General features: G+C 52.4%; 18 protein-coding genes and 1 tRNA gene. 17 read left to right on the top strand and 2 right to left on the bottom strand.

Annotated elements, in window-relative coordinates; translation table 11 throughout:
- The first annotated feature begins 384 nt into the window (after positions 1-384).
- The 10 genes from N909_RS26290 (at position 385) to N909_RS0104755 (ending at position 10,302) form a co-directional block, all read left to right on the top strand.
- The gene (locus N909_RS26290) at positions 385-513 is read left to right on the top strand and encodes a hypothetical protein (RefSeq protein WP_281174811.1); all 129 of its coding nucleotides are present in this window, start codon (positions 385-387) and stop codon (positions 511-513) included.
- A 626-nt stretch (positions 514-1,139) separates the two neighbouring features.
- A complete protein-coding gene (locus tag N909_RS0104800; protein WP_029912200.1) occupies positions 1,140-3,053 on the top strand; it encodes a potassium transporter Kup in 1,914 nt (637 codons plus the stop codon).
- A gap of 310 nt (positions 3,054-3,363) precedes the next feature.
- Positions 3,364-3,441, top strand: a tRNA-Glu gene (locus tag N909_RS0104795).
- A gap of 891 nt (positions 3,442-4,332) precedes the next feature.
- Positions 4,333-4,971, top strand: coding sequence for a PAQR family membrane homeostasis protein TrhA (gene trhA, locus N909_RS0104785; protein WP_029912196.1), 639 nt, complete (start codon positions 4,333-4,335; stop codon positions 4,969-4,971).
- Between the two features lie 43 nt (positions 4,972-5,014).
- Entirely contained in the window at positions 5,015-6,442 is a 1,428-nt protein-coding gene (locus N909_RS0104780; protein ID WP_029912194.1) for an AsmA family protein, read from the top strand.
- A 264-nt stretch (positions 6,443-6,706) separates the two neighbouring features.
- Positions 6,707-7,210, top strand: coding sequence for a nucleotide exchange factor GrpE (locus N909_RS0104775; RefSeq protein ID WP_245613571.1), 504 nt, complete (start codon positions 6,707-6,709; stop codon positions 7,208-7,210).
- A gap of 69 nt (positions 7,211-7,279) precedes the next feature.
- A complete protein-coding gene (locus N909_RS0104770; RefSeq protein WP_029912189.1) occupies positions 7,280-8,242 on the top strand; it encodes a DnaJ C-terminal domain-containing protein in 963 nt (320 codons plus the stop codon).
- 51 nt (positions 8,243-8,293) lie between these two features.
- Complete coding sequence (locus N909_RS0104765) at positions 8,294-8,680, top strand: chaperone modulator CbpM (RefSeq protein WP_029912186.1); 387 nt, start codon at positions 8,294-8,296, stop codon at positions 8,678-8,680.
- A gap of 168 nt (positions 8,681-8,848) precedes the next feature.
- On the top strand, positions 8,849-9,682 hold the full coding sequence (locus N909_RS0104760) for an AraC family transcriptional regulator (RefSeq protein WP_051689861.1): 834 nt from the start codon (positions 8,849-8,851) through the stop codon (positions 9,680-9,682).
- Positions 9,683-9,693: 11 nt separating this feature from the next.
- Entirely contained in the window at positions 9,694-10,302 is a 609-nt protein-coding gene (locus tag N909_RS0104755; RefSeq protein ID WP_029912180.1) for a LysE family translocator, read from the top strand.
- Positions 10,303-10,354: 52 nt separating this feature from the next.
- Here N909_RS0104755 and N909_RS0104750 read toward each other — a convergent pair whose 3' ends face one another.
- Entirely contained in the window at positions 10,355-11,104 is a 750-nt protein-coding gene (locus tag N909_RS0104750) for a sulfite exporter TauE/SafE family protein (RefSeq protein WP_029912178.1), read from the bottom strand.
- A 105-nt stretch (positions 11,105-11,209) separates the two neighbouring features.
- Here N909_RS0104750 and N909_RS0104745 point away from each other — a divergent pair, with 105 nt between their 5' ends.
- On the top strand, positions 11,210-12,091 hold the full coding sequence (locus tag N909_RS0104745; protein ID WP_029912176.1) for a LysR family transcriptional regulator: 882 nt from the start codon (positions 11,210-11,212) through the stop codon (positions 12,089-12,091).
- 108 nt (positions 12,092-12,199) lie between these two features.
- Here the strand turns inward: N909_RS0104745 and N909_RS0104740 are convergent, their stop codons facing one another.
- On the bottom strand, positions 12,200-13,054 hold the full coding sequence (locus N909_RS0104740) for a DUF169 domain-containing protein (RefSeq protein WP_029912171.1): 855 nt from the start codon (positions 13,052-13,054) through the stop codon (positions 12,200-12,202).
- Positions 13,055-13,219: 165 nt separating this feature from the next.
- On the opposite strand from N909_RS0104740, the gene N909_RS0104735 reads away from it, so the two are divergent.
- The 6 genes from N909_RS0104735 (at position 13,220) to N909_RS0104710 (ending at position 19,026) form a co-directional block, all read left to right on the top strand.
- Complete coding sequence (locus N909_RS0104735; RefSeq protein ID WP_036682904.1) at positions 13,220-14,104, top strand: LysR family transcriptional regulator; 885 nt, start codon at positions 13,220-13,222, stop codon at positions 14,102-14,104.
- Between the two features lie 200 nt (positions 14,105-14,304).
- Entirely contained in the window at positions 14,305-14,961 is a 657-nt protein-coding gene (locus N909_RS0104730) for a hypothetical protein (RefSeq protein ID WP_029912165.1), read from the top strand.
- Positions 14,931-15,626, top strand: a complete 696-nt coding sequence (locus tag N909_RS0104725) for a hypothetical protein (RefSeq protein ID WP_029912162.1) — start codon at positions 14,931-14,933, stop codon at positions 15,624-15,626. The genes N909_RS0104730 and N909_RS0104725 overlap by 31 nt, the downstream gene beginning before the upstream one ends.
- Positions 15,626-16,636, top strand: coding sequence for a YecA family protein (locus N909_RS26285; RefSeq protein ID WP_029912159.1), 1,011 nt, complete (start codon positions 15,626-15,628; stop codon positions 16,634-16,636). Before N909_RS0104725 ends, N909_RS26285 begins: the two co-directional genes overlap by 1 nt.
- A gap of 238 nt (positions 16,637-16,874) precedes the next feature.
- The gene (locus tag N909_RS25570) at positions 16,875-17,402 is read left to right on the top strand and encodes a hypothetical protein (RefSeq protein WP_155005867.1); all 528 of its coding nucleotides are present in this window, start codon (positions 16,875-16,877) and stop codon (positions 17,400-17,402) included.
- Between the two features lie 613 nt (positions 17,403-18,015).
- Complete coding sequence (locus tag N909_RS0104710; protein WP_029912156.1) at positions 18,016-19,026, top strand: tetratricopeptide repeat protein; 1,011 nt, start codon at positions 18,016-18,018, stop codon at positions 19,024-19,026.
- The last annotated feature ends 14 nt before the right edge of the window (positions 19,027-19,040 follow it).

The following is a 19,040-nucleotide window of genomic DNA, read 5'->3' as shown; positions in this document are numbered from 1 at the left end:
AAAATTATTTATTTGTTAAAATAGTACACATATCTATAATAGTGTCGATTCAAACTTCGGCAGAAGCATGACCCTGCTATTGCTGTTGCCCCAAAAGGGTTTCGCCAACTGCAAATTGCGGTTAGACCGGCCGGTCCATTGCCGGGATGGTTCGAAGCTGAAGCATGTGCCGTCGGCACCTTTCGATTAAACAGGGGAAGGGATATTCGTATGAATCTGAAACTGACTCCCAAAGCGCAAAAAATCATCTCCGAAAAAGGCAGCGATATCACGGTCAGTCTAAATCAGCAGATCTGTTATAACTGAGGCGGCGCTCAGTCGCGAGACATCCCATCCGTGCGATGGGGCCTACCAGAACCCGCCGAGATCAACGAATACCAAACGATGACAATTGACGGAACAGCCATCTATATCCATCGTGCTGTCAGAGGGATCGCCAATGCCCGCATTGATGCCGTGACCGGCGGCGCCGGGACAAAGCTTATTTTTCTTGGCTTTGCCGGGAGCCATTAGCCTTTTTGCCGAACGGCAAGGAGGTAAAGTCCACTTGTCGCGAATGCTCAAACCATGAAAAAAGCCTCTTTTGAGCAATTGGCTTAGGCTTTTTTGTGACGACCAGGCCCGGAGCTAATGAGCCGGGGCTCGCCGGGAACGTGCTCTTTTTTCATCCAAGGGGTTTTTCTCCAAATTTAGGGAAATCTTTCATCGCAACGAATTTGGTGTTATGAAGACAATCGATTTAATTCGGGGCGTTCCGGATTAGAGGATGTTTCTTGATTGCTGACGTACTGCTCAGGTTGTGACCGGATTCTCTTTGCTTGCCGAAAGAGTTTTTGAGATGTGCTAACCTCGTTCCCCTGAAGTGTTTTTTTGATTTCAGAGAGATGTGAAGATGATTGCAGCTGTACAGCCACTATTCCCTTCTGTACCCCGGCGGGATGGCCATATCCCGCAGGTCTGCCAGCATATACTACAATAAAATGAAAATTTGCATTCTGTACTGACAGTCACCGGCTAAAAGGCGGTGGGATTACTGTTTGTGTCCAGCAGCGCGGTAGCTGGGCGCTGTTCAACTGGAAAGAAGTGTCTTTTTGTTTTGCTGCCAGGCAGCACACTTTTGGATTGAGGATTTTCTCAAAATGAATATGCCAACTGATACCGGGTCGAATAACGACCAACCATCCGCTCACCAGCGGAGCTCTTTAGCAGCTCTTTCGCTGACCGCCCTTGGTGTGGTTTTCGGCGACATCGGGACCAGCCCCCTTTATGCGTTGAAAGAATGTTTTCATACCAGCCATGGCTTGACGCCGACGCCGGAAAATGTGCTCGGCATCCTGTCGCTGATCTTATGGGCACTGATCCTGGTTATTTCCATCAAGTACCTCAGCTTTATCCTCCGCGCCGATAATCAGGGGGAGGGCGGCATCATGGCCCTGACCGCCTTGATCCTGCCGCAAAAAGCCCGCCAGCAGGGGAATCGCTGGGCTCTTGTCACCCTTGGTTTGTTCGGTGCCGCGCTGCTTTACGGTGACGGCATGATCACCCCGGCCATCTCGGTCCTCTCCGCCATCGAAGGTCTGCGCATCGCGACCCCGGCGATCTCCGCCTATATCATCCCGATCACCGTTGTGGTGCTGGTTGCCCTGTTCCTGGTGCAGTACCGCGGTACCGGCAAGGTCGGGGCGGTTTTCGGACCCTTGACCTTGCTCTGGTTCATTGTCCTGGCGATTCTCGGGATCAGGCAGATTATCGAATATCCGGCAATTCTGGCGGCCGTCAGCCCCCACTACGCCTTCCGTTTTTTGCTCCACAACGGGTGGTCGGCTTTTCTGGTCCTCGGTTCGGTCTTTTTGGTGGTGACCGGCGGGGAGGCACTGTATGCCGACATGGGGCATTTCGGTGTCCGGCCGATCCGGTTGGTCTGGTTTTGCCTGGTGCTGCCCGCTCTGGTTCTGAATTATTTTGGCCAGGGTGCCCTGTTGCTGAGCAATCCCGCAGTGCTGGAGAATCCGTTCTATCACCTGGCGCCTTCCTGGGCGCTGATCCCCTTGGTTGTGCTGGCGACGATTGCGACCATCATCGCCTCCCAGGCAGTGATTTCCGGATCGTTCTCCATTACCATGCAGGCCGTACAGCTCGGGTTCTGTCCGCGGCTCAAAGTGACCCATACCTCGGCCCGGGAGCGCGGCCAGATCTATGTCCCGGCGGTCAACTGGATTTTGATGTTCAGCTGCATCGGCCTGGTCATCGGCTTTGGCTCGTCCAGCCACCTGGCCGCGGCTTATGGCTTTTCCGTGACCACCGACATGGTGATTACCACATTGTTGTTCTTTTTTGTCGCCCGCGAAAGATTCCACTGGCCGCTGGGTTGGGTCCTGCTGTTGTGTGGCGGATTCCTCTCCTTTGACCTGGCGTTCTTCGGCGCCAACTTTGCCAAGATTCTGCATGGCGGCTGGTTCCCGTTGCTGGTCGCCACCCTGGTCTTTACCTTCATGTCGACCTGGAAGACCGGGCGGAAGATTCTTGCCACCCGCATGCGGGAACGGCTGATGTCGATCAGTGACTTTCTGACCGTGATTCGCTCCTCTATGCCGCAGCGCGTCAACGGCACCGCCGTGTTCATGTCCGGCAACCTGAAAATTGCCCCGCCGGCGCTGTTGCATAACCTGAAGCACAACCGGGTTCTTCACCAGCGGGTGATTATCCTGTCGGTGGTTACCGAAGATGTTCCCCATGTCATCGGAAACGATCGTTACGATGTCGAAGATGTTGGTGAGGGGATCTATCTGTTGGTGCTCCATTCCGGCTTTATGGATGAAGCGGACGTGCCCGAGCTGCTCAAGGCGATTGAAATCGGGAACGCTCCTTTCCTGATGGAGGAGACCACCTTTTTCCTCGGTCATGAAGCGATTATCCCGTCGGATAAGCCGGGCATGGTCATGTGGCGCGAGCATTTGTTCATGCACATGTCCCGAAACGCCCGCTCGGCCACCAGCTTTTTCGGCCTGCCGCCGAACCGGGTGGTGGAACTGGGGATGCAGATCGAGCTCTAGTGTCCTGTGCGGTTAGTTCTATAGTCCAATTCTGGCCCTTTTTACTGCTGTCTACGTTCTGCCTTCTCGACTTGGCTTTGGCCAGGCCTGCGGCGGCACGCCTTGGCAGCAGAAAAAATGACTTAGAATTTATACAAACAACTAACCGAACAGGACACTAGGCGATTTTGCGAGCAGGTTGATTTTTTTTCTTGCAACTTTTCAGTTCTTTAGGTATTTAATGCATCTCCTCGCGACAGCGGCGGAGAAAAGCAGATTAAAAAGTAGCGTTCTGCGGGTACATTTCCCGCAGGGACTTGAAGTTTTCTAAGTCCCTATCGTCTAGCCTGGCCCAGGACACCGCCCTTTCACGGCGGCGACGGGGGTTCGAATCCCCCTGGGGACGCCACTTAAAACAAAAGCCCCACCGTGCAAGCGGTGGGGCTTTTGTTTTATCTGCCTCTGTCGGGATTCGAAGCGGAGCGAGCGCTGACTCAATGTCAGAACAGCGGCCCGGATGGCCGCGGCAGCGAGCGCAGGGGAGCCGACGCAGATATCCGCACGATGCGGATGTCGAAGTGGGCGAATCCCCCACCCCACCGTGCAAACGGTGGGGTTTTTGTTTTATCTGCCTCTGTCGGGATTCGAAGCGAATCCTCCTGGCCGCGCCCATCGCGGGACGAATTGCAGATCGGAGCGGACCTGAACGAGTCACCCTGTTGGGCGCAACCTTGATTCTCCTGTCATTCGCGGCCATGTTTTTATGCCAAGGCTTTCATCCCGGGCGCTGCTGTGAATATTCGCTATCAGCGAGATTGGTTTTGATCTGGGCCTTCAGGTCCCTTGATTGCTCACCAACAGCATATACACATGCAACTCAATAATCGTCTCGCGTTAGTCTCTGGTAGTACAGCCGGAATCGTCCGGACGATAGCTTTGGCCCTAGCGCAAGAAGGTGCCCGAGTTTTCAAATACCGCACCGTCGATGATGTTTGCAACGCCGTAAAGACCTTCATCGAACTTTACAACAGCAAATGGCGCGTTGAGAAAAACGGTTTCAGATCGCCTGACGGAATCCGGCAGGTGCCATAATCTAAATTTGTGTCCAAGGAACCGGTTTCGCTACACTTATGCGGGGCAATATTTGAGCAATCGGAAAATCCCGGCCGGGATACTCTGCAAAGATATGACCGCTTTTACCGTGGCAAGGCGCCGTGCCCGGTTTTTCTTTGTTAAAATTAAATCGATAAAGAGGATAGATCTCCGGAAACCATTTTTTGTGACATTTAGGTCAGGAACCATGGAACAGCGATATTACAAATCGACCCAGATTGCCAACATTGCTTCCCCGGCGTTGGGCTTCATTCTGAGCATTCCCGGACTGATCGCCTTGCTTCTGCATGCAAGCAACGATGGGAATGGCATGCATCTCCTGACCTTTATCATCTACGGCTTGAGCCTGGTCATCTCCTATGCGGTGTTTACGCTGTACCATATCTTTAAATTTCATGCGCGCCTTGGGAAACTGTTCAAAATTTTTGATCATGCGACCATCTATCTCCTTATCGCCGGAACCTATACCCCATTTGCGCTGGTTTTTCTGCGCGGCAACTGGGGGTGGACCTTGTTTGGCGTGGTGTGGGGCATCGCTTTGCTGGGGGTGATTTTCAAAATTTTCTACATTGATCGTTTCAAAATATTAGGGCCGCTGATCTATCTGGCGATGGGCTGGTTGATCGTCATCGTCGTCAAGCCGGCAATCGAATTGATCCCCACGGCAGGCTTAGTGCTGCTGTTGGCTGGCGGGCTGTTTTACAGCTTCGGGCTTATTTTTTACGCCTGGAAGCAGCTGCGTTTTCACCACGCGATCTGGCATCTCTTCGTCATGGCGGGGAGCATCTGTCACTATTTTGCGGTCTATTATCATATCATTTCATGAACCCGACTGATCCCTGTCGATCATGCGAATCTGGGGCAAGGCCATGGCAAGAGCGCTTAAAATAGTCATTATTATCGCCGGCGGGTTGATTGCGCTATTCGCCATCGCCACCATGGTCCTGTTTCTTTTTGTGGACACAGATGCCTATCGGGCCAAGCTGGAGGCCACAGCATCGAAAGCGCTGGGAATGGAGGTCAGGGTCGACGGCGCTCTAGGTATGACCCTCCTCCCGAGTTTGCATATCACTCTGGAGGACGTGCACCTTACTCAGCAGGGGACTGAGATCGCCAGTGCCGAAAAGGTCCGGCTCGGGATTGACCTTTTTCCTTTATTGCAAAATAAAATCCGTATCGGAACGTTCGCGCTGAAACATCCCAGGATATCCATTGAACGGGATCTGGACGGAAAATTCAACTACCAGAATAAGGAGCCGGACGGCGATGCTGAAACCACTCTGGGCTGGTCGAAAGTCTCCCTGTCAGAAGGGACGCTGATCTTTTCGGACCAACAATCGGGAGCGGGGTTCGAGGCATCGAACTGCAGCCTGATAGTCGACCAGTTGCGGCCTGCGGGTTGGAAGGTCTCGGATCTGCGGAAAAACCTTTCCTTTACGGCGGAACTTGCCTGTAGAGAGATGCAAAGTCATGACCTGACGCTGTCCGCGGTGAACCTTTCAGCCAGCGGGAAGGACGGCGTCATCGATCTTAGTCCGGTCACGATGCAGGTTTTCGGTGCCCAGGGGGTGGGAAGCCTCCGTGCGGATTTTGCCGGCGAAACCCCCATTTACGTCCTCCGTTATGAATTGCCCGCGTTCCGAATCGAAGAGTTTTTCAAGCTCCTGTCGCCGCAGCCCGTCGCAACGGGAACGATGGATTTTTCCGCAGACCTCTCGGCGCAGGGAAAGACCTTGAACGAGATAAGACCGACGATCATGGGAAACGTGACCCTGCATGGCGAGAATATCCAGCTCTTGGGCCGGGATCTGGATGAGGAGTTCTCCCACTTTGAATCCAGTCAAAACTTCAATTTGGTTGACGTGGGCGCCTTTTTCTTCGCCGGACCGCTTGGGCTGCTGGTCACCAAGGGTTACAATTTTGCCAGCAACCTTCAGGGCTCGGAGGGAAGCAGCGAGATCCGCACTCTCGTTTCCGATTGGCAGGTCGAGCGGAGCGTTGCCAATGCGCGGGATGTCGCTCTGGCAACCGGCAAGCACCGGGTCGCCCTCCAGGGGGGACTCGATTTGGCTAACGAAAAATTCAATGACCTGACCCTGGCGTTGATCGACGCCGATGGCTGCGCCAAGGTGCGTCAGAAAATTCGTGGCAGTTTCCTTAACCCGGAGGTAGAGCCGCCGAATTTCCTCAAGGCTCTCGCTGGACCGGTAACGAAAGTCTTAAAGATGGGGAGAGATCTTTTTCCTGGTGGAGAGTGCGAACCCTTCTATACCGGCTCGGTTGCTTCGCCGAAATGATTGCTGGCGCGCTATTTTAACGCTTCAGTTAGCGCGTGTTGAGCACAGTGTCCCATAGTGGTGTGGTTACCCCGAAATTGATATCGGGATGGTAATGCTGAATGCTGATGGTTGGCTGCTCAACGTTGGGGTAAAAGACTCCACTTGGCGAAGCTGTTGATTATTGCCGAAAATGGCATCTATCTTCATTATTTTGCTCCATCAGCGCAGCTGCCCATAAGAGAAAGAAATGGGTCTGAAAAATAACTTGTTGACAGAGGTGAGATGATGGTCGATGAGAGGCAAATAAATACCGGTAAGCCCGGGGATAGAGATCCGGAAACCGAAAATCTGTCACCGGATGAAGGAGTTGTCTGGAAAGAGCGATACCTGCGCCTGCTTGCCGACCTGGAGAACACTAAAAAACGGCTGGCACGTACCTCCGCCCAGGAAGTCGAGGCTGAAAGGGAAGCGCTGCTGAAAGATATTTTGCCTGTCGCTGATGGCCTTGACCTGGCCTTGCGGCATATTTCGCAAGAGGAGGATAGCCGAAATATCTTGCAGGGGATTGAAATGAACCGAATCCTGCTTGGTAAATTTTTGGCCAAGTATCATGTCGAAGAACTGGAAGCCCTGGGCCAACCGTTCGAACCCAGTCTACACGAAAGCATAGGTGTGGTCCGGTATCCCGGGGTCGCACCCAATACCATCATCAGGGTCGAGCAAAAGGGTTATCTGCTCAACGGCAAGCTGTTACGTCCCGCGCAGGTGTTGATCGCATCGAGTTGAGCGGAAACTCCGGACCGGGTGTAATAATCTCCCGTTGAACCTGTCTGGATGCGACTGATTGGAGCCAGCATGGAGTTTAAGGATTACTACAGCATTCTGGGTGTGGATCGACAAGCGGATGCGAAAGAGATTAAACAGGCCTACCGCAAGCTGGCCCGAAAATATCACCCGGATGTCAATTCGGCCAACAGTGATGCCGCAGCGAAATTTCAGGATATCAACGAGGCCAACGAAGTTCTTTCCGACCCCGCAAAACGCCAGCAGTACGATCGCCTGGGCTCGCAGTGGCAGCAGCACCAGAAAAGTGGAGGAACGCCAGAAGACTTCAACTGGGGAGAGAGGGCGGCAGCAGCCGATCAGAACTCCAGTTATCGAACCGTCAGTCCCGAAGAATTTGAAGAGTTATTCGGCTCTGGCGGCGGCTTTTCGGATTTTTTCACTAATCTGTTCGGCGGCGGAGCCCGGCAGCAAAAGACTGGAGACAGGGGTGGTGCGCAATTTTATCAGCAGGTGCAACCGAGGCACGGAGAAGACCTCGAACATTCACTGCAGGTGAGTCTCAGCGAAGCTTACCACGGAACCAAGCGGGTGTTGGAATGGGAGGACGGCCGTAAAATTGATGTCAAAATTCCTCGCGGGGTCAATACCGGATCCAGGGTCAGGCTCAAGGAGCAGGGAGGTTCTGGTACTGGAGGAGGGAGGGCAGGGGATCTGTATCTGACCATTGACGTTTTGCCCGACAAACGGTTTCTGCGCGACAACGATGATCTCAAAACTACGGTTCCGGTGGATTTGTTCACCATGCTGTTAGGCGGCAAGCTCTCGGTTCCCGGCATCGATCGCACAGTGAGCCTGACTATTCCACCAGAAACCTGTAATGGTCGGGTTTTCCGGCTGCGCGGGTTAGGGATGCCTAAAATCAAACATCCAGAGCAACGTGGAGATCTGTATGTCACCGTGGAAGCTGTTCTGCCGCAAAAGCTGACTACCAAAGAAAAGGAACTGCTTGAGCAGTGGAAGACTCTGCGTTAAGCGAAACGTTGTGCCGGTTGTGAAATTAGCCGGACCGGTGAGGAGCAGGCTATGACGAAATATCCCATTTCACCATTTTGCGGGGATCCGGATGTTCACTACGAATATCGGATAGTCGCCCGTATGACCAGAGTCTCAGAAGAGTTCATCTTCCAATGTGAACATGAAGAATTGGTTACTGCGCATACGATGTTGCATGGTGCAAAGGGGTTGAGTGCCGCGGATGTCAGGAAGCTTAAACTCATCCGCTACCTGCACGAAGATATGGGGTTGACCCTGGATGCCATAGACTTCGTGCTGCGTTATCGGGAGCGCGTAAAAACAATGGAACGTGAGCTTGAAGAAACGAAACAACGATTCCGGCAAAAAGAGCAGGAACATCAAGCACAGGTTCTGGACCTTTGCCGCCGGTTGGCACAGCTGATGGGTGAAGAGTAGCATTTTTGCCCTGTTTCTCACCCTCTTTAGTTCAGATAACGCCCTCACTCCGACTCAACCAGCCGGCCCCTAAAATGTTTGACAGGAGAGAAGATCGATTGAGCAACTTTGTACAAGCGCAGCTGCTCATAGGTAGGGTATGGTATCGACCAGGGTATGGGTGAAAAAATGTCATTGAGTTCAGCAAACAGCTTTCATTTTCAGAATCCAGGGTCCTCATCGGGGATAACCGTGCTGAATGCCGTCATGGCGGATTTTTCCTACGGCAAGCACGCGCATGAAGAACTGGCCATTGGCGTGACCACTGCAGGCGTCCAGGAGTTCTCCTGCAAGGGGCGCTATTTCAGCAGCTTGCCCGGCGATATTATCCTGTTCAACCCTGAGGATGTGCATAACGGTAGCCCTGGCGGGGGCGATGTCCTGAAATACACCATGCTGTATTTTGACCCTGGCAAACTCTATCCACTGGTTGGGTGTGCCAGCAATGAGCTGATGACAAAGTGCCGGATTCCCCAAACCCACTTCAGAGATGCCGCGCTTCGCTCCACGCTGCTGGGACTCTCTCGGCATGCCGGGCAACTGGCCAATTCCCCCCTGGAACAAGAACATGAGCTTTATGCTGTCGCCGTGCACATCGCCAAGATGCTGGGCCGGTTTCACCCTGATGGCTGGACCAATAAAAAAGATGCGCTCCTGCTGAGGGTGCGTGACTACATCCACGCTAACATTGAAGCGGACATCTCCATTGACGAGCTGAGCCATGTCACCACTATGTCCAAGTATCACCTGATCCGTCTGTTTCGCAGCCAGTTCGGGCTGACGCCGCACCAATATATTCTGAATCATCGCATCAACAAGGTCCGCGAAGCCTTGAAAAACGGGGTGTCCGCGACCAGTGTCGCACATGAATTCGGTTTCTTCGACAGCAGTCACTTGAATCGCCACTTCAAACGGGCCTATGGAATCACCCCGAAGCAATACCAGCTTCAAGTGCAGAGATAAAAGGTCAACCCATGCTGGAAATCATCCTTTTTGCCATTGGGGTCATGTACACCCCAGGGCCGGTCAACATCCTCAGTTTGAACAGCGGCGCGCAGAAGCAGTTTCGGGCGCACATTCCCTTCTGCGGCGGTGTGGCAAGCGCTTTGGCCTGCTGGTTTTTGTTGGTTGGCTATACGGGCAGCCTGATCGTGAACGACCGGTTGTTGCCCGTTATTGCTGCGGTGGGCGTCTGCTTTGTCCTGTACCTGGCTTACAAAATAATGTCGAGCAGGGTCGAGACCGGCGGGGCAAGCCAACCCGCAGCTGTTCTTACCTACAAAGACGGGTTGCTGATGCAGCTGTTAAACCCCAAAGCCATGATGGTCGTGCTCCCCGTAACCACCGTTCAGTTCCCTGCCGCGGGGATCCATGGCGGGTGGATCGCGCTCTGGTCTGTCGGTCTCAGCGTTCTCGGGTTCGGCGCTCCCCTGACGTACGCTGCCTTCGGGGCCACTGTTTTTCGCTCTCTCCGCGGCAACACCTGCCTGAAAGTCATGAATATCATCATGGGGATGATGCTGATCGCCGTGGCCGTGGATATGGGGTACTCCCAGGTGTATCTTGCCTTGGCGGGGCAGTGAACGGCTTCCAATCGTCCGCCGGGGCTTTGCTCATCCATCTTTGCTACGGTCATCAGCGCATCATTTTCAGAAAGAAGTAAGCGGTGATGATGATATTGAAGAGGGTGATCCCGCGCCGCAAAAATATTGGGTTGAGGTGCCGGGCGCAACGGGCGCCGCTGTAACCACCGATGACCGCGCCTGCCAGCATGATCAGGGCCTGGGGCCACCAGACCATGCCCATTGCCGAGAACCAGAGAACAGCGGCGGCATTCGTTACTCCCACCAGTAAGGTCTTTATCCCATTCATGACCCGAATATCCAGGATGCCGAACAGGCTCCACACTGCCATCATCATGATCCCCACCGCCCCGCCGAAATAGCCGCCGTAGATTCCCAACAGCAGCTGGGCGGCGAGAAGGGCCGCGGATTGTCCCTGACGTTTCTGCTGCATGAGCCATCCCAGCTTCGGACCTGCGGCAAAGATGACGGTTCCTGTGGCCAGCAGCCAGGGGATCGCCTTGTCGAAAAGCGGCGTCGGGGTGAGCTGGAGCAGCAGGGCACCCAGTAGGCCGCCGGTCAGGCTGGTTAAAATCATTGCCTTGAGTGGCGCCGCGGTGAAAGAGGTACATTCGCGGCGATAAGCCCAGGCGCCGGCGATGCTCCCCGGGAACAGGGCGACGGTGCTGGTTGCGTTCGCTGAAACCGAAGGCACCCCTGCAAAGATCAACGTCGGAAAAGTAATGAACGATCCGCCGCCAGCCACGGAATTCATGAATCCTGCTAATAATCCAGCAATAAATATGAGTATTGACGTGTCCATGGCGTAATGGTCGACGAACTTGCGAATCCGGTCAATGTGGGATATTTTGAGGGTGACTTCGTATAATACGAAGGGAAGACGTTTTACAGACCATGCGGAGTGACTATGCGCTTTGACTTCACCGATTTGCGATTATTTCTTCATGTGATAGATGCCGGCAGCATTACCGGTGGGGCCGAACGGGCTCATATGGCCCTGGCAGCGGCAAGCGCCCGGATTCGCGGCATGGAAGAGGAATTGGGAACGCCCCTGCTCGAGCGGTTGCGCCACGGCATCGAGCCGACCGCTGCCGGACAGACTCTTGTTCAGCATGCGCGGATCATCCTTCGCCAAGCGGCGGATATGCGCTGGGCGCTCGGTGATTATTCCAGGGGAGTGAGGGCGCAAGTGAAGCTGCTCTGTAATACTGCAGCCCTGACCGAGTTCCTGCCCGCAGTCCTCGGCTCGTGTCTGAACCGTTATCCGCATATCAATGTTGAGCTGCAGGAAAATCCCAGTACCGAGATTATCCGGTTGGTAACGGCAGGGCGGGCCGATCTTGGTGTCTTCGCCGATTCCGTCGATGCGGGCCGTCTGGTCACGCGACCTTTCCGGGTTGATCAATTGGTGGCCATCATGCCCCGGCATCACCCGTTGGTCGGCAGGGAGTCGGTCAGTTTCAGGGATCTGCTCGAATATCCGTTTGTCGGGTTGAGCAAGACCAGTGCACTGCAGGAGCACCTGGATCACCAGGCGGAACGGTTAGGCCGTCGCATCGAGTACCGGGTCCGGCTTCACGACAGTGCGGCCGTCTGCAACCTGGTGGCGGCGAATGTTGGCATTGCCGTTGTCTCGGAAACTGCAGCTCTGCAGCAGAGTCGGGAGATGGCGCTGCAGCATATCCCTGTTACCGAGGGCTGGGCGCGGCGAAGGCTCATGTTCTGCGCACGGGACTTCGCCGCTTTGCCACCCTATACCCAACTGCTGCTGGATGCTCTGACCTGCTGAGCCGGCTGCCCCCAAAGGCCTCATCATTTATCAATGAAAACGGCCAGCCCCAAAGCAGGGCCGGCCGTTTTCATTGACTCTTATCGTCGCAACAGAATGTGTCCCAAATTACGCGGTTGCGGTATCTTCCCCCCAGGCTTTGGCGCTGCGCGCCACCTTCTTGCGTACCTCCTTCCAGGCACCATCGACGTTGAACATCGATTCCGGCAAGGTTTGCAACATTTTTTGATAGAGGGACCAGGACACCGTGAAGGTCAGTTCGTCCCCTTTCATATACTTTCTGACCGACGGATCAAAGCCGCCGAGTACGGCTTTCTCGACACCCTGTTCCTGATAATACAGGGGCCAGGCGACCATATTCGTGCAGCCCGCACCGAAGGGTGATGCGACGCAGTCCATCTCCCCGGTCGTAAAAATCGTATGGGTGAAGAGGCCGCTCAACACTTCGGGCCGGGCGAAAAAAATCACCAACTCCGGCTCTTCTCCGTCGGCAAAGCTGGAGAGTGGTTTGAAGATGCAGTATCTGCCCGGGGCTTTGCGCGGATCGACCTCAGCAAGAAATTTACGCATGGCCTCCGGAGTCGGTAGGTACCGTTCGCCATGCACGGGCGTCCCGCTGAAGCCGGTGGTCACATAGTGCTCGATGAAACGCAGGTGCGGCTTCATCAGCGAGCAGTAGTAGACCCCGCCAAAGCAGCCATACTCTTCCTTGGAAATGAAGGCGGCGCAGCCCTTTTTGCGCGCAAGCCGGATGTTGGCCATAACACAGGAAAAGGTCTTCATGGCTTCCTGCAGATCGAGTTGTCCCGCGTCTTCCAGCTCTCGTGAAATGGGCACCCCGGTTTTGGGGCCGACGGCATTGTCCGGCAGGCGGTCTGCATAATAGACGCCGAATGGTTCTTCGCCCAGGCCGAGATGCTCCAGAAAGCGCTGCGTGTCTTCAAGAACATGCTGAACAGTCATGATCGTTCCTCCTTGCTGGTGTTGTTGACTCCGCCAGGATCTCTCCCATCGAAAGAGTCTTTAGCGACTTGGCGTCTTGCATTGAACAGACATCATTCTATATTGTATCCAAATACAGAATAAAGCGGATAAAATAAAAACTCTCATCCAAAAATGGGCATAATCATGCAGGACTTTCTTAATGACGTTCCCCTCCTGGTCGAAGTGGCCCGCCAGAAGAGCTTTGCCAAAGCCGCAGAGATTCTCGGGCTGGGAGCATCGACCCTGTCGCGGCGCATCAAGTTACTGGAGCAACGCATGGGGGTGCTGCTCTTCTACCGGGATACCCGCAATGTCGATCTGACCCCGAACGGAGTAGAACTGCTCGAAAGCTGCGAATTCATCCTCGCTGAGTCGCAAAAAGCTTACGACGCTGTGGTCACGAATATGCAAAGGCCCGCCGGGCTGATCCGCATCAGCATGTTCAGGGATCTCTTCACTCCGCACATGAAAGAGGTTCTGCTCAGCTTTGCCGCCAAGTGGCCTGACATCCAGATCGACCTGACCTTCGCCGAACACGCGGTTGACCTGCGGACCGATCCTTATGACATCGCCTTTCTCATCGGTCCGGCGATCGCTGCACCGCTCATCGTGCGAAAGCTGCTCAGAATCGAACCTTATCTCTACGCAGCGCCGGAACTGTTTGAGCACTACCCACGACCCGGCGAGCCGAAGGACCTGTACAAGCTGCCCTGCATCGTTCTTGAGCGTTTCGGCAATCGCTGGACAATGACCAACGGCAGCCGCCAGGAGACTCTCGACATCCAGCCTGCCTACCGGTTCAGTTCCGCCGAACTGTGCCGCGACTTTGCCATCGCCGGGCACGGGATCGCCCTGGTGCGGGATGTCTTTGTCGCTCAAGAGGAAAAGGAGGGGAGGCTGGTCAGGGTGCTCCCGGAATGGAGCGGAGGTTTCAAACATGACGTCTACCTGGTGACCGGCCCCGGCCAGCTTCCCCAACGGGTGCGCCATTTCATCGATCATATCCAGGAACTGCGGCCTGTTCTGTAATATCTGAAACGCTGACAAGCTTGCCAAAGATAATGGTGTGGGGAATTATCCCGCCCTTGGTTACAGATGGTCTGTTCTTGTTGATTGGAAAATGAAGGAGAACACCCCTTGAGATGATAAAATATTTCTCTTGACAATAACCTTGTTTGCTCTGGAAGATGTCCCATGTCCTGGGATTAGGGACATTTCGTGGAGGTGCTATGAAAAGTCAAGATATCTTTCTGCTGCTAAAACTGGTCTCGATAGAGCAAAGGCAAGAAGGTTGGAAACTGCCATCGTGCGAGAGAGATTGGTGGGATTGGGAAGATTGGAATGTCTCTCCATTAAAAGAAGTTCCAACCAAGTCGGAACTAAGGGGGAATGACTATACGATGCGTTCCCTGGCTCTCGAAACAGGGATAAGTAAATCCCAAGTCAATCTTGCCCTGCAGAGGTGCTACGCCGTAGGGCTGCTTAAGCCCGACAGAAAAACGGGACTCCCTCGGGTGAATATTTCCTCTTTGTTTGAATTTATCGTTTATGGATTGCGCTATGTTTTTCCTGCCAGGCCTGCAGAACTAACACGAGGCATTGCTACGGGCTTGGCTGCGCCGGTCCTTCAGGGCAAGTTGATGTCGGCTGGAGACATTCCTCCGGTGTGGTCGGACGCTAAGGGAAACACCAAGGGATCTTTAATTGAACCGCTTTTCAAGACAGTACCTCAGGCAGTCAGGAGAGATCAGAGGTTATATGCTTTTTTGGCTTTGACTGACGCCATTCGGATGGGACAGCCTAGAGAGAGAACAATGGCAGCTGAAATCTTGAATAAACTTCTCAAAGAAAGCATATGTCAAGATTCAATTTATTTAGAGAAATGATAACGCGAGTCGCTGTTGCTCTTGGTGAAGAATTGCTTGATCAAGTGGCATTTGTCGGGGGATGCACCACAGGCCTCCTGCTCACAGACGATTATACGCGGGAACAGGTGCGTTATACTGATGATGTCGACTTGATCGTACATGTTGTCAGTCATGTCGAATGGGCCAAGTTACAAGAGACCCTGCGTGAAAAAGGCTTTGCAGAAGATGCAAGTGAGTCGGCAGTTATTTGTCGAATGGTTCTCGGAGAGCTTAAAGTTGATTTTATGCCGGATTCGGGTGTGCTTGGATTTTCGAATCCTTGGTATCCTGAAGCCCTTAAAACAGCGAAATACTATAGCCTTGCAGATGGGATTAATATCCGTTTGGTGAGGCCTGAATACTTTGTAGCAACAAAACTGCAGGCCTATCAGGGACGAGGGAAGAATGACCCCATGGGCAGTCATGATATTGAAGATATTCTTAATCTATTCAGCGGGAGAGCGTCACTGGTAAAGGAATTAGAGCAGGCTGATTTGAAATTGAGAGAATGTGTCGCTGAGCAGATTTCGCAATTACTCGACAATCGGGATTTTGAATATGCAGTTCAGGCTGCAGCAAATGATGAAGGAAGAGAGCGGGAATTGTTCGGACGGCTTGAAAGAGCAGCAAAGGTTAAGTTCTGATGAAAATAAACAGAAATGATCCCTGCCCATGCGGCAGTGGCAAAAAATACAAAAAATGCTGTCTCGGAAAGCAGCAACCTGCTGGCCAGCCTGAAGCTGTTGCCGAAACCTTCGCTGAGATCCAGCAATTGCTGCAAGGGGAAGAGTTTGCTTCGCTTGAAGAGGTCAACAGCTTTCTTGCCACGCATATCCCTGAACGCAATCAGGCCCCGGAGAATGATTTCGCAGGATTATCTCCGGAGCAGATGCATCGTTTCCTTTATTTTCCCTTTGAATCGAATCTGCTCGTTGCCTTTCCGGAACAACTTGCAACCGAACCCGCTGCGCCGATTGTGACCCTGTTCAGTATGCTGGTCGAAGCGATTGGCGATAATGGCCTGAAACCGACCGCGACCGGCAATCTGCCCAGAAATTTTTGTCGCCAGGCAGCCCTCAGCTATTGGGGTGAGGAGCTTTACCGTAAGAACACTCAGATTGGCAATATCAACAAAGAAGAGGATTTTTTTGATCTGCACCTGACGCGTGTTGTTGCCGAACTCGCCGGGTTGATCCGCAAATACAAAGGAAAATTCATTCTCAGTCGGGAATGTCGCAAGCTGTTGGGGGACTCCGGGATGAGGTGCTTGTATCCGCGACTTTTTCGCACCTATGTTGAGTCATTCAATTGGGGGTATCGGGACGGTTATCCAGAGTTCGGATTGATCCAGAAGAGTTTTCTTTTTTCTCTCTTTCTCTTGAATCGGTATGGTGGAGACTGGCACCCTCAGACCTTCTATGAAGACCGTTTCCTACAGGCTTTCCCCATGATTCTGGAAGAGGAGGCGGGCACAGACTATATGACTCCGGAGGCAATGGTCCGTTCTACATATAGTTTCCGCAACGTGGAAGGATTTTTCGGATTTTTGGGGTTGGCTAAAGTGGAGCCGATATCAACTGAGCGATCTTGGCCGCGACAATTCAGGGTGAAGAAACTCCCGTTGCTTGAGGCTGTTGTTAAGTTCAATATTTAGGTGAGATGAAAAAGAAGCTCCGGAATTTCATCTGGAAAAATAAATCTGCCCCTTTTCTTCTAAAATGAGACCCCGCAAACCGGGAAGGCCAAAGAAAACTGGGACGTCCCAGTTTTTTTGGACGGAAAATACGTCTGCGCAAACTTGAAAAGCAAAACCAAATTGCGGTGGTGTTCGGACATTTCGTCGCTGCCGGTTATCATTACCTGTTTAGGCTTAAAAGAAAAAAGGTGAAATTTTGAAGAAAATACTAATAGCCGTACTTATTTCTCTTGCACTTCAAGGCTGCTCCTCAAGCCTCAGCCCAAGAATTATAGAGAATCCAGAGCTTAGACTGTCAAATTTTGGATATAATCCACCTACTCCCCCAAAAGGCATTGTTAGCATCATATACCCACGCACAAGTAAACATTGCGAAGCCCTTGAAAATTTAGAAGTTGCTTTTTTTGATCAGAGTGCAGTTTACAACCTTTCATTATATGCAAAAAATGAAGATCAAAAGTTGTTAAGTTCATCAACATTCAAATCAATCATTGAATCAAATGAAAATATAACTCAATCAACAGCTCACAAAAATCTAGCGGATCGCAACTTCAACAAAATCAAAAACAAAGCAAAAAAGATCTTTTTAAAAATAGCACGGGAAGAAGGCTATCAGGTTGGATATGAACTTTCAACAATGCCAGAAGACGTTGAAAAGTGTTCTTATAGTTTTACAGACCTAAGCGGTCCAGTAATTGACACATTGGATCGACAGCTAAAATAAAAAAGGCCTAACGAATAAGGATAGATAGCGCGAGGGACGAGCTGCGATCTTATCCTGTGGTTGGACAATCCCGGTCTTTATAGAGATACCGAGTGGCAAGGGGGCAGATTTATTTTTTGGCAGTACCTCATGTGAGCATAGAGCCACTGTCCAATCTTCGATAAATCACCATTTCCAAAGCAAAACGAGCCCCAACTTGCACAAGGACGTTGGGGCTTTCGTCTATGTCGGATCATATTGTGGAAAAATAAATCTGCCTCCTTTTCTCCTATCGGAGGCTGTCCCAAGAGTTTGTGAGCCATGAAACTGTAGCGGTTAGCACCGCAAAGACCTGGGACAGCCCCCGTGTGGGACAGTCCCGGTTTTGCTGCCATCTCCTCTTAAACGAGCGTCGTTCGGGAGCGCCCCTGGTTTTTCCTTAAGGTAGATGACGATCCCGATGAAATAACTGTGACGAGTTGAGACCTGCCCCCCCTTAGATTGGGAAGATAAGTTATAACGGATTAAAATTGCAGGTTTTATTACGATTGCCGCAGAAAATATGATATTTTTCTCAGATTCAATTTCCCCCGCATAATCGATGAGGCTTCACTTCCTGATCGGAGAATAACTGATGAAAATCATATTTTTTGTTGCCCTTTGCCTGTTGTTGATCCTGCCGGGGTGTGGAGGCAGTTACTCAAAGCTCCAGGAAGTCCCCTTAGGTCGGGAAACTTTTTACGACGCGGACAATACCTCAGCCTGTGGCATAAAAATCAACAGTGTGGAGGTCAACGGTCGAAACTTTGATGTGACCGTCAGCAGAATCTATTGCACCCCTGAGGTGAACGCCGAAAAATACAAACAAATTCGCCACAGCGGCAAAAGGCCGAATCCGGTGGCTACGACCCTTGCAGCTCCGATTGCAGTTCTTGTCGATGGACCGAAAGAGATCCTGCAGGGGTTTGTCGGTGAGCATCATAAATACGAATCCATCCATTACCGGGATAAAAAATCGACCGGCCGCTCCAAACAGGAATACAAGCCCTTTCCTGGTAAAACCATGTGGGCCAACCTGCTCATAAACTCAGTCAATCTCCACAACGGAAAGCCCCTGACAAAAGAATTTCAATGGGAAAAAGTCATCACAAATAGCAATTCCACCTTTTCAATCCCCCTGGCAACATATCTGGAAAAACTTGAAGAGCAGCCGCAGAGCGTCGACTACAAGCTCTCTGTCAAACTGGCGGCCAGCGATTCCGGAAGGCACTCTTCTTACGCCACGTCCATCACGGCGCAAGAGCTCGACGAATTCAAGCTGACAAGTTCACTGTGGCAGGAAAAGGCCAAAGAGAGAGCCCTTCAGGCCCTGCCCAAACAAGAGCAACGTCAGCTGTACCAACAGGAACTGATCAGCGCCCTGAAAAACGAAGACTATCCCCTGGCCCTGAAGAATTTTCAACGCTTTGAACGGCTCGCCATGGATCTGCCCACCAGCTTTCAATATCACTATGGCAAAACCCTGCTCGAAGTCGGCGACAAGGAGATGGCGAAACAAAAATTTCAGGCCTATCTCAAGCAGGCAGGCGAACAGGGGCGCTATGCCCGGCAGGCCGGCCAATATCTTGCCGATCTCAATCAATGATACGGGTACTGTCT

The organism is Pelobacter seleniigenes DSM 18267 (assembly GCF_000711225.1).
Taxonomy (GTDB): domain Bacteria; phylum Desulfobacterota; class Desulfuromonadia; order Desulfuromonadales; family Geopsychrobacteraceae; genus Seleniibacterium; species Seleniibacterium seleniigenes.
The sequence above is the reverse complement of the archived record's forward strand: the minus strand, read 5'-3'. Positions and strand labels throughout refer to the sequence as shown.

What these genes read in the sequence shown, in the direction of transcription:
- N909_RS0104770 (WP_029912189.1), top strand. Translation starts at nt 7,280, where the DNA reads ATGGAGTTTAAGGATTACTACAGCATTCTGGGTGTGGATCGACAAGCG.
- N909_RS0104710 (WP_029912156.1), top strand. Translation starts at nt 18,016, where the DNA reads ATGAAAATCATATTTTTTGTTGCCCTTTGCCTGTTGTTGATCCTGCCG.
- N909_RS0104735 (WP_036682904.1), top strand. Translation starts at nt 13,220, where the DNA reads ATGCAGGACTTTCTTAATGACGTTCCCCTCCTGGTCGAAGTGGCCCGC.
- N909_RS0104745 (WP_029912176.1), top strand. Translation starts at nt 11,210, where the DNA reads ATGCGCTTTGACTTCACCGATTTGCGATTATTTCTTCATGTGATAGAT.
- N909_RS0104740 (WP_029912171.1), bottom strand. Translation starts at nt 13,054, where the DNA reads ATGACTGTTCAGCATGTTCTTGAAGACACGCAGCGCTTTCTGGAGCAT.
- N909_RS26290 (WP_281174811.1), top strand. Translation starts at nt 385, where the DNA reads ATGACAATTGACGGAACAGCCATCTATATCCATCGTGCTGTCAGAGGG.
- N909_RS0104780 (WP_029912194.1), top strand. Translation starts at nt 5,015, where the DNA reads ATGGCAAGAGCGCTTAAAATAGTCATTATTATCGCCGGCGGGTTGATT.
- N909_RS0104760 (WP_051689861.1), top strand. Translation starts at nt 8,849, where the DNA reads ATGTCATTGAGTTCAGCAAACAGCTTTCATTTTCAGAATCCAGGGTCC.
- N909_RS0104755 (WP_029912180.1), top strand. Translation starts at nt 9,694, where the DNA reads ATGCTGGAAATCATCCTTTTTGCCATTGGGGTCATGTACACCCCAGGG.
- N909_RS0104775 (WP_245613571.1), top strand. Translation starts at nt 6,707, where the DNA reads ATGATGGTCGATGAGAGGCAAATAAATACCGGTAAGCCCGGGGATAGA.
- trhA (WP_029912196.1), top strand. Translation starts at nt 4,333, where the DNA reads ATGGAACAGCGATATTACAAATCGACCCAGATTGCCAACATTGCTTCC.
- N909_RS0104725 (WP_029912162.1), top strand. Translation starts at nt 14,931, where the DNA reads ATGTCAAGATTCAATTTATTTAGAGAAATGATAACGCGAGTCGCTGTT.
- N909_RS0104730 (WP_029912165.1), top strand. Translation starts at nt 14,305, where the DNA reads ATGAAAAGTCAAGATATCTTTCTGCTGCTAAAACTGGTCTCGATAGAG.
- N909_RS0104750 (WP_029912178.1), bottom strand. Translation starts at nt 11,104, where the DNA reads ATGGACACGTCAATACTCATATTTATTGCTGGATTATTAGCAGGATTC.
- N909_RS0104800 (WP_029912200.1), top strand. Translation starts at nt 1,140, where the DNA reads ATGAATATGCCAACTGATACCGGGTCGAATAACGACCAACCATCCGCT.
- N909_RS0104765 (WP_029912186.1), top strand. Translation starts at nt 8,294, where the DNA reads ATGACGAAATATCCCATTTCACCATTTTGCGGGGATCCGGATGTTCAC.
- N909_RS26285 (WP_029912159.1), top strand. Translation starts at nt 15,626, where the DNA reads ATGAAAATAAACAGAAATGATCCCTGCCCATGCGGCAGTGGCAAAAAA.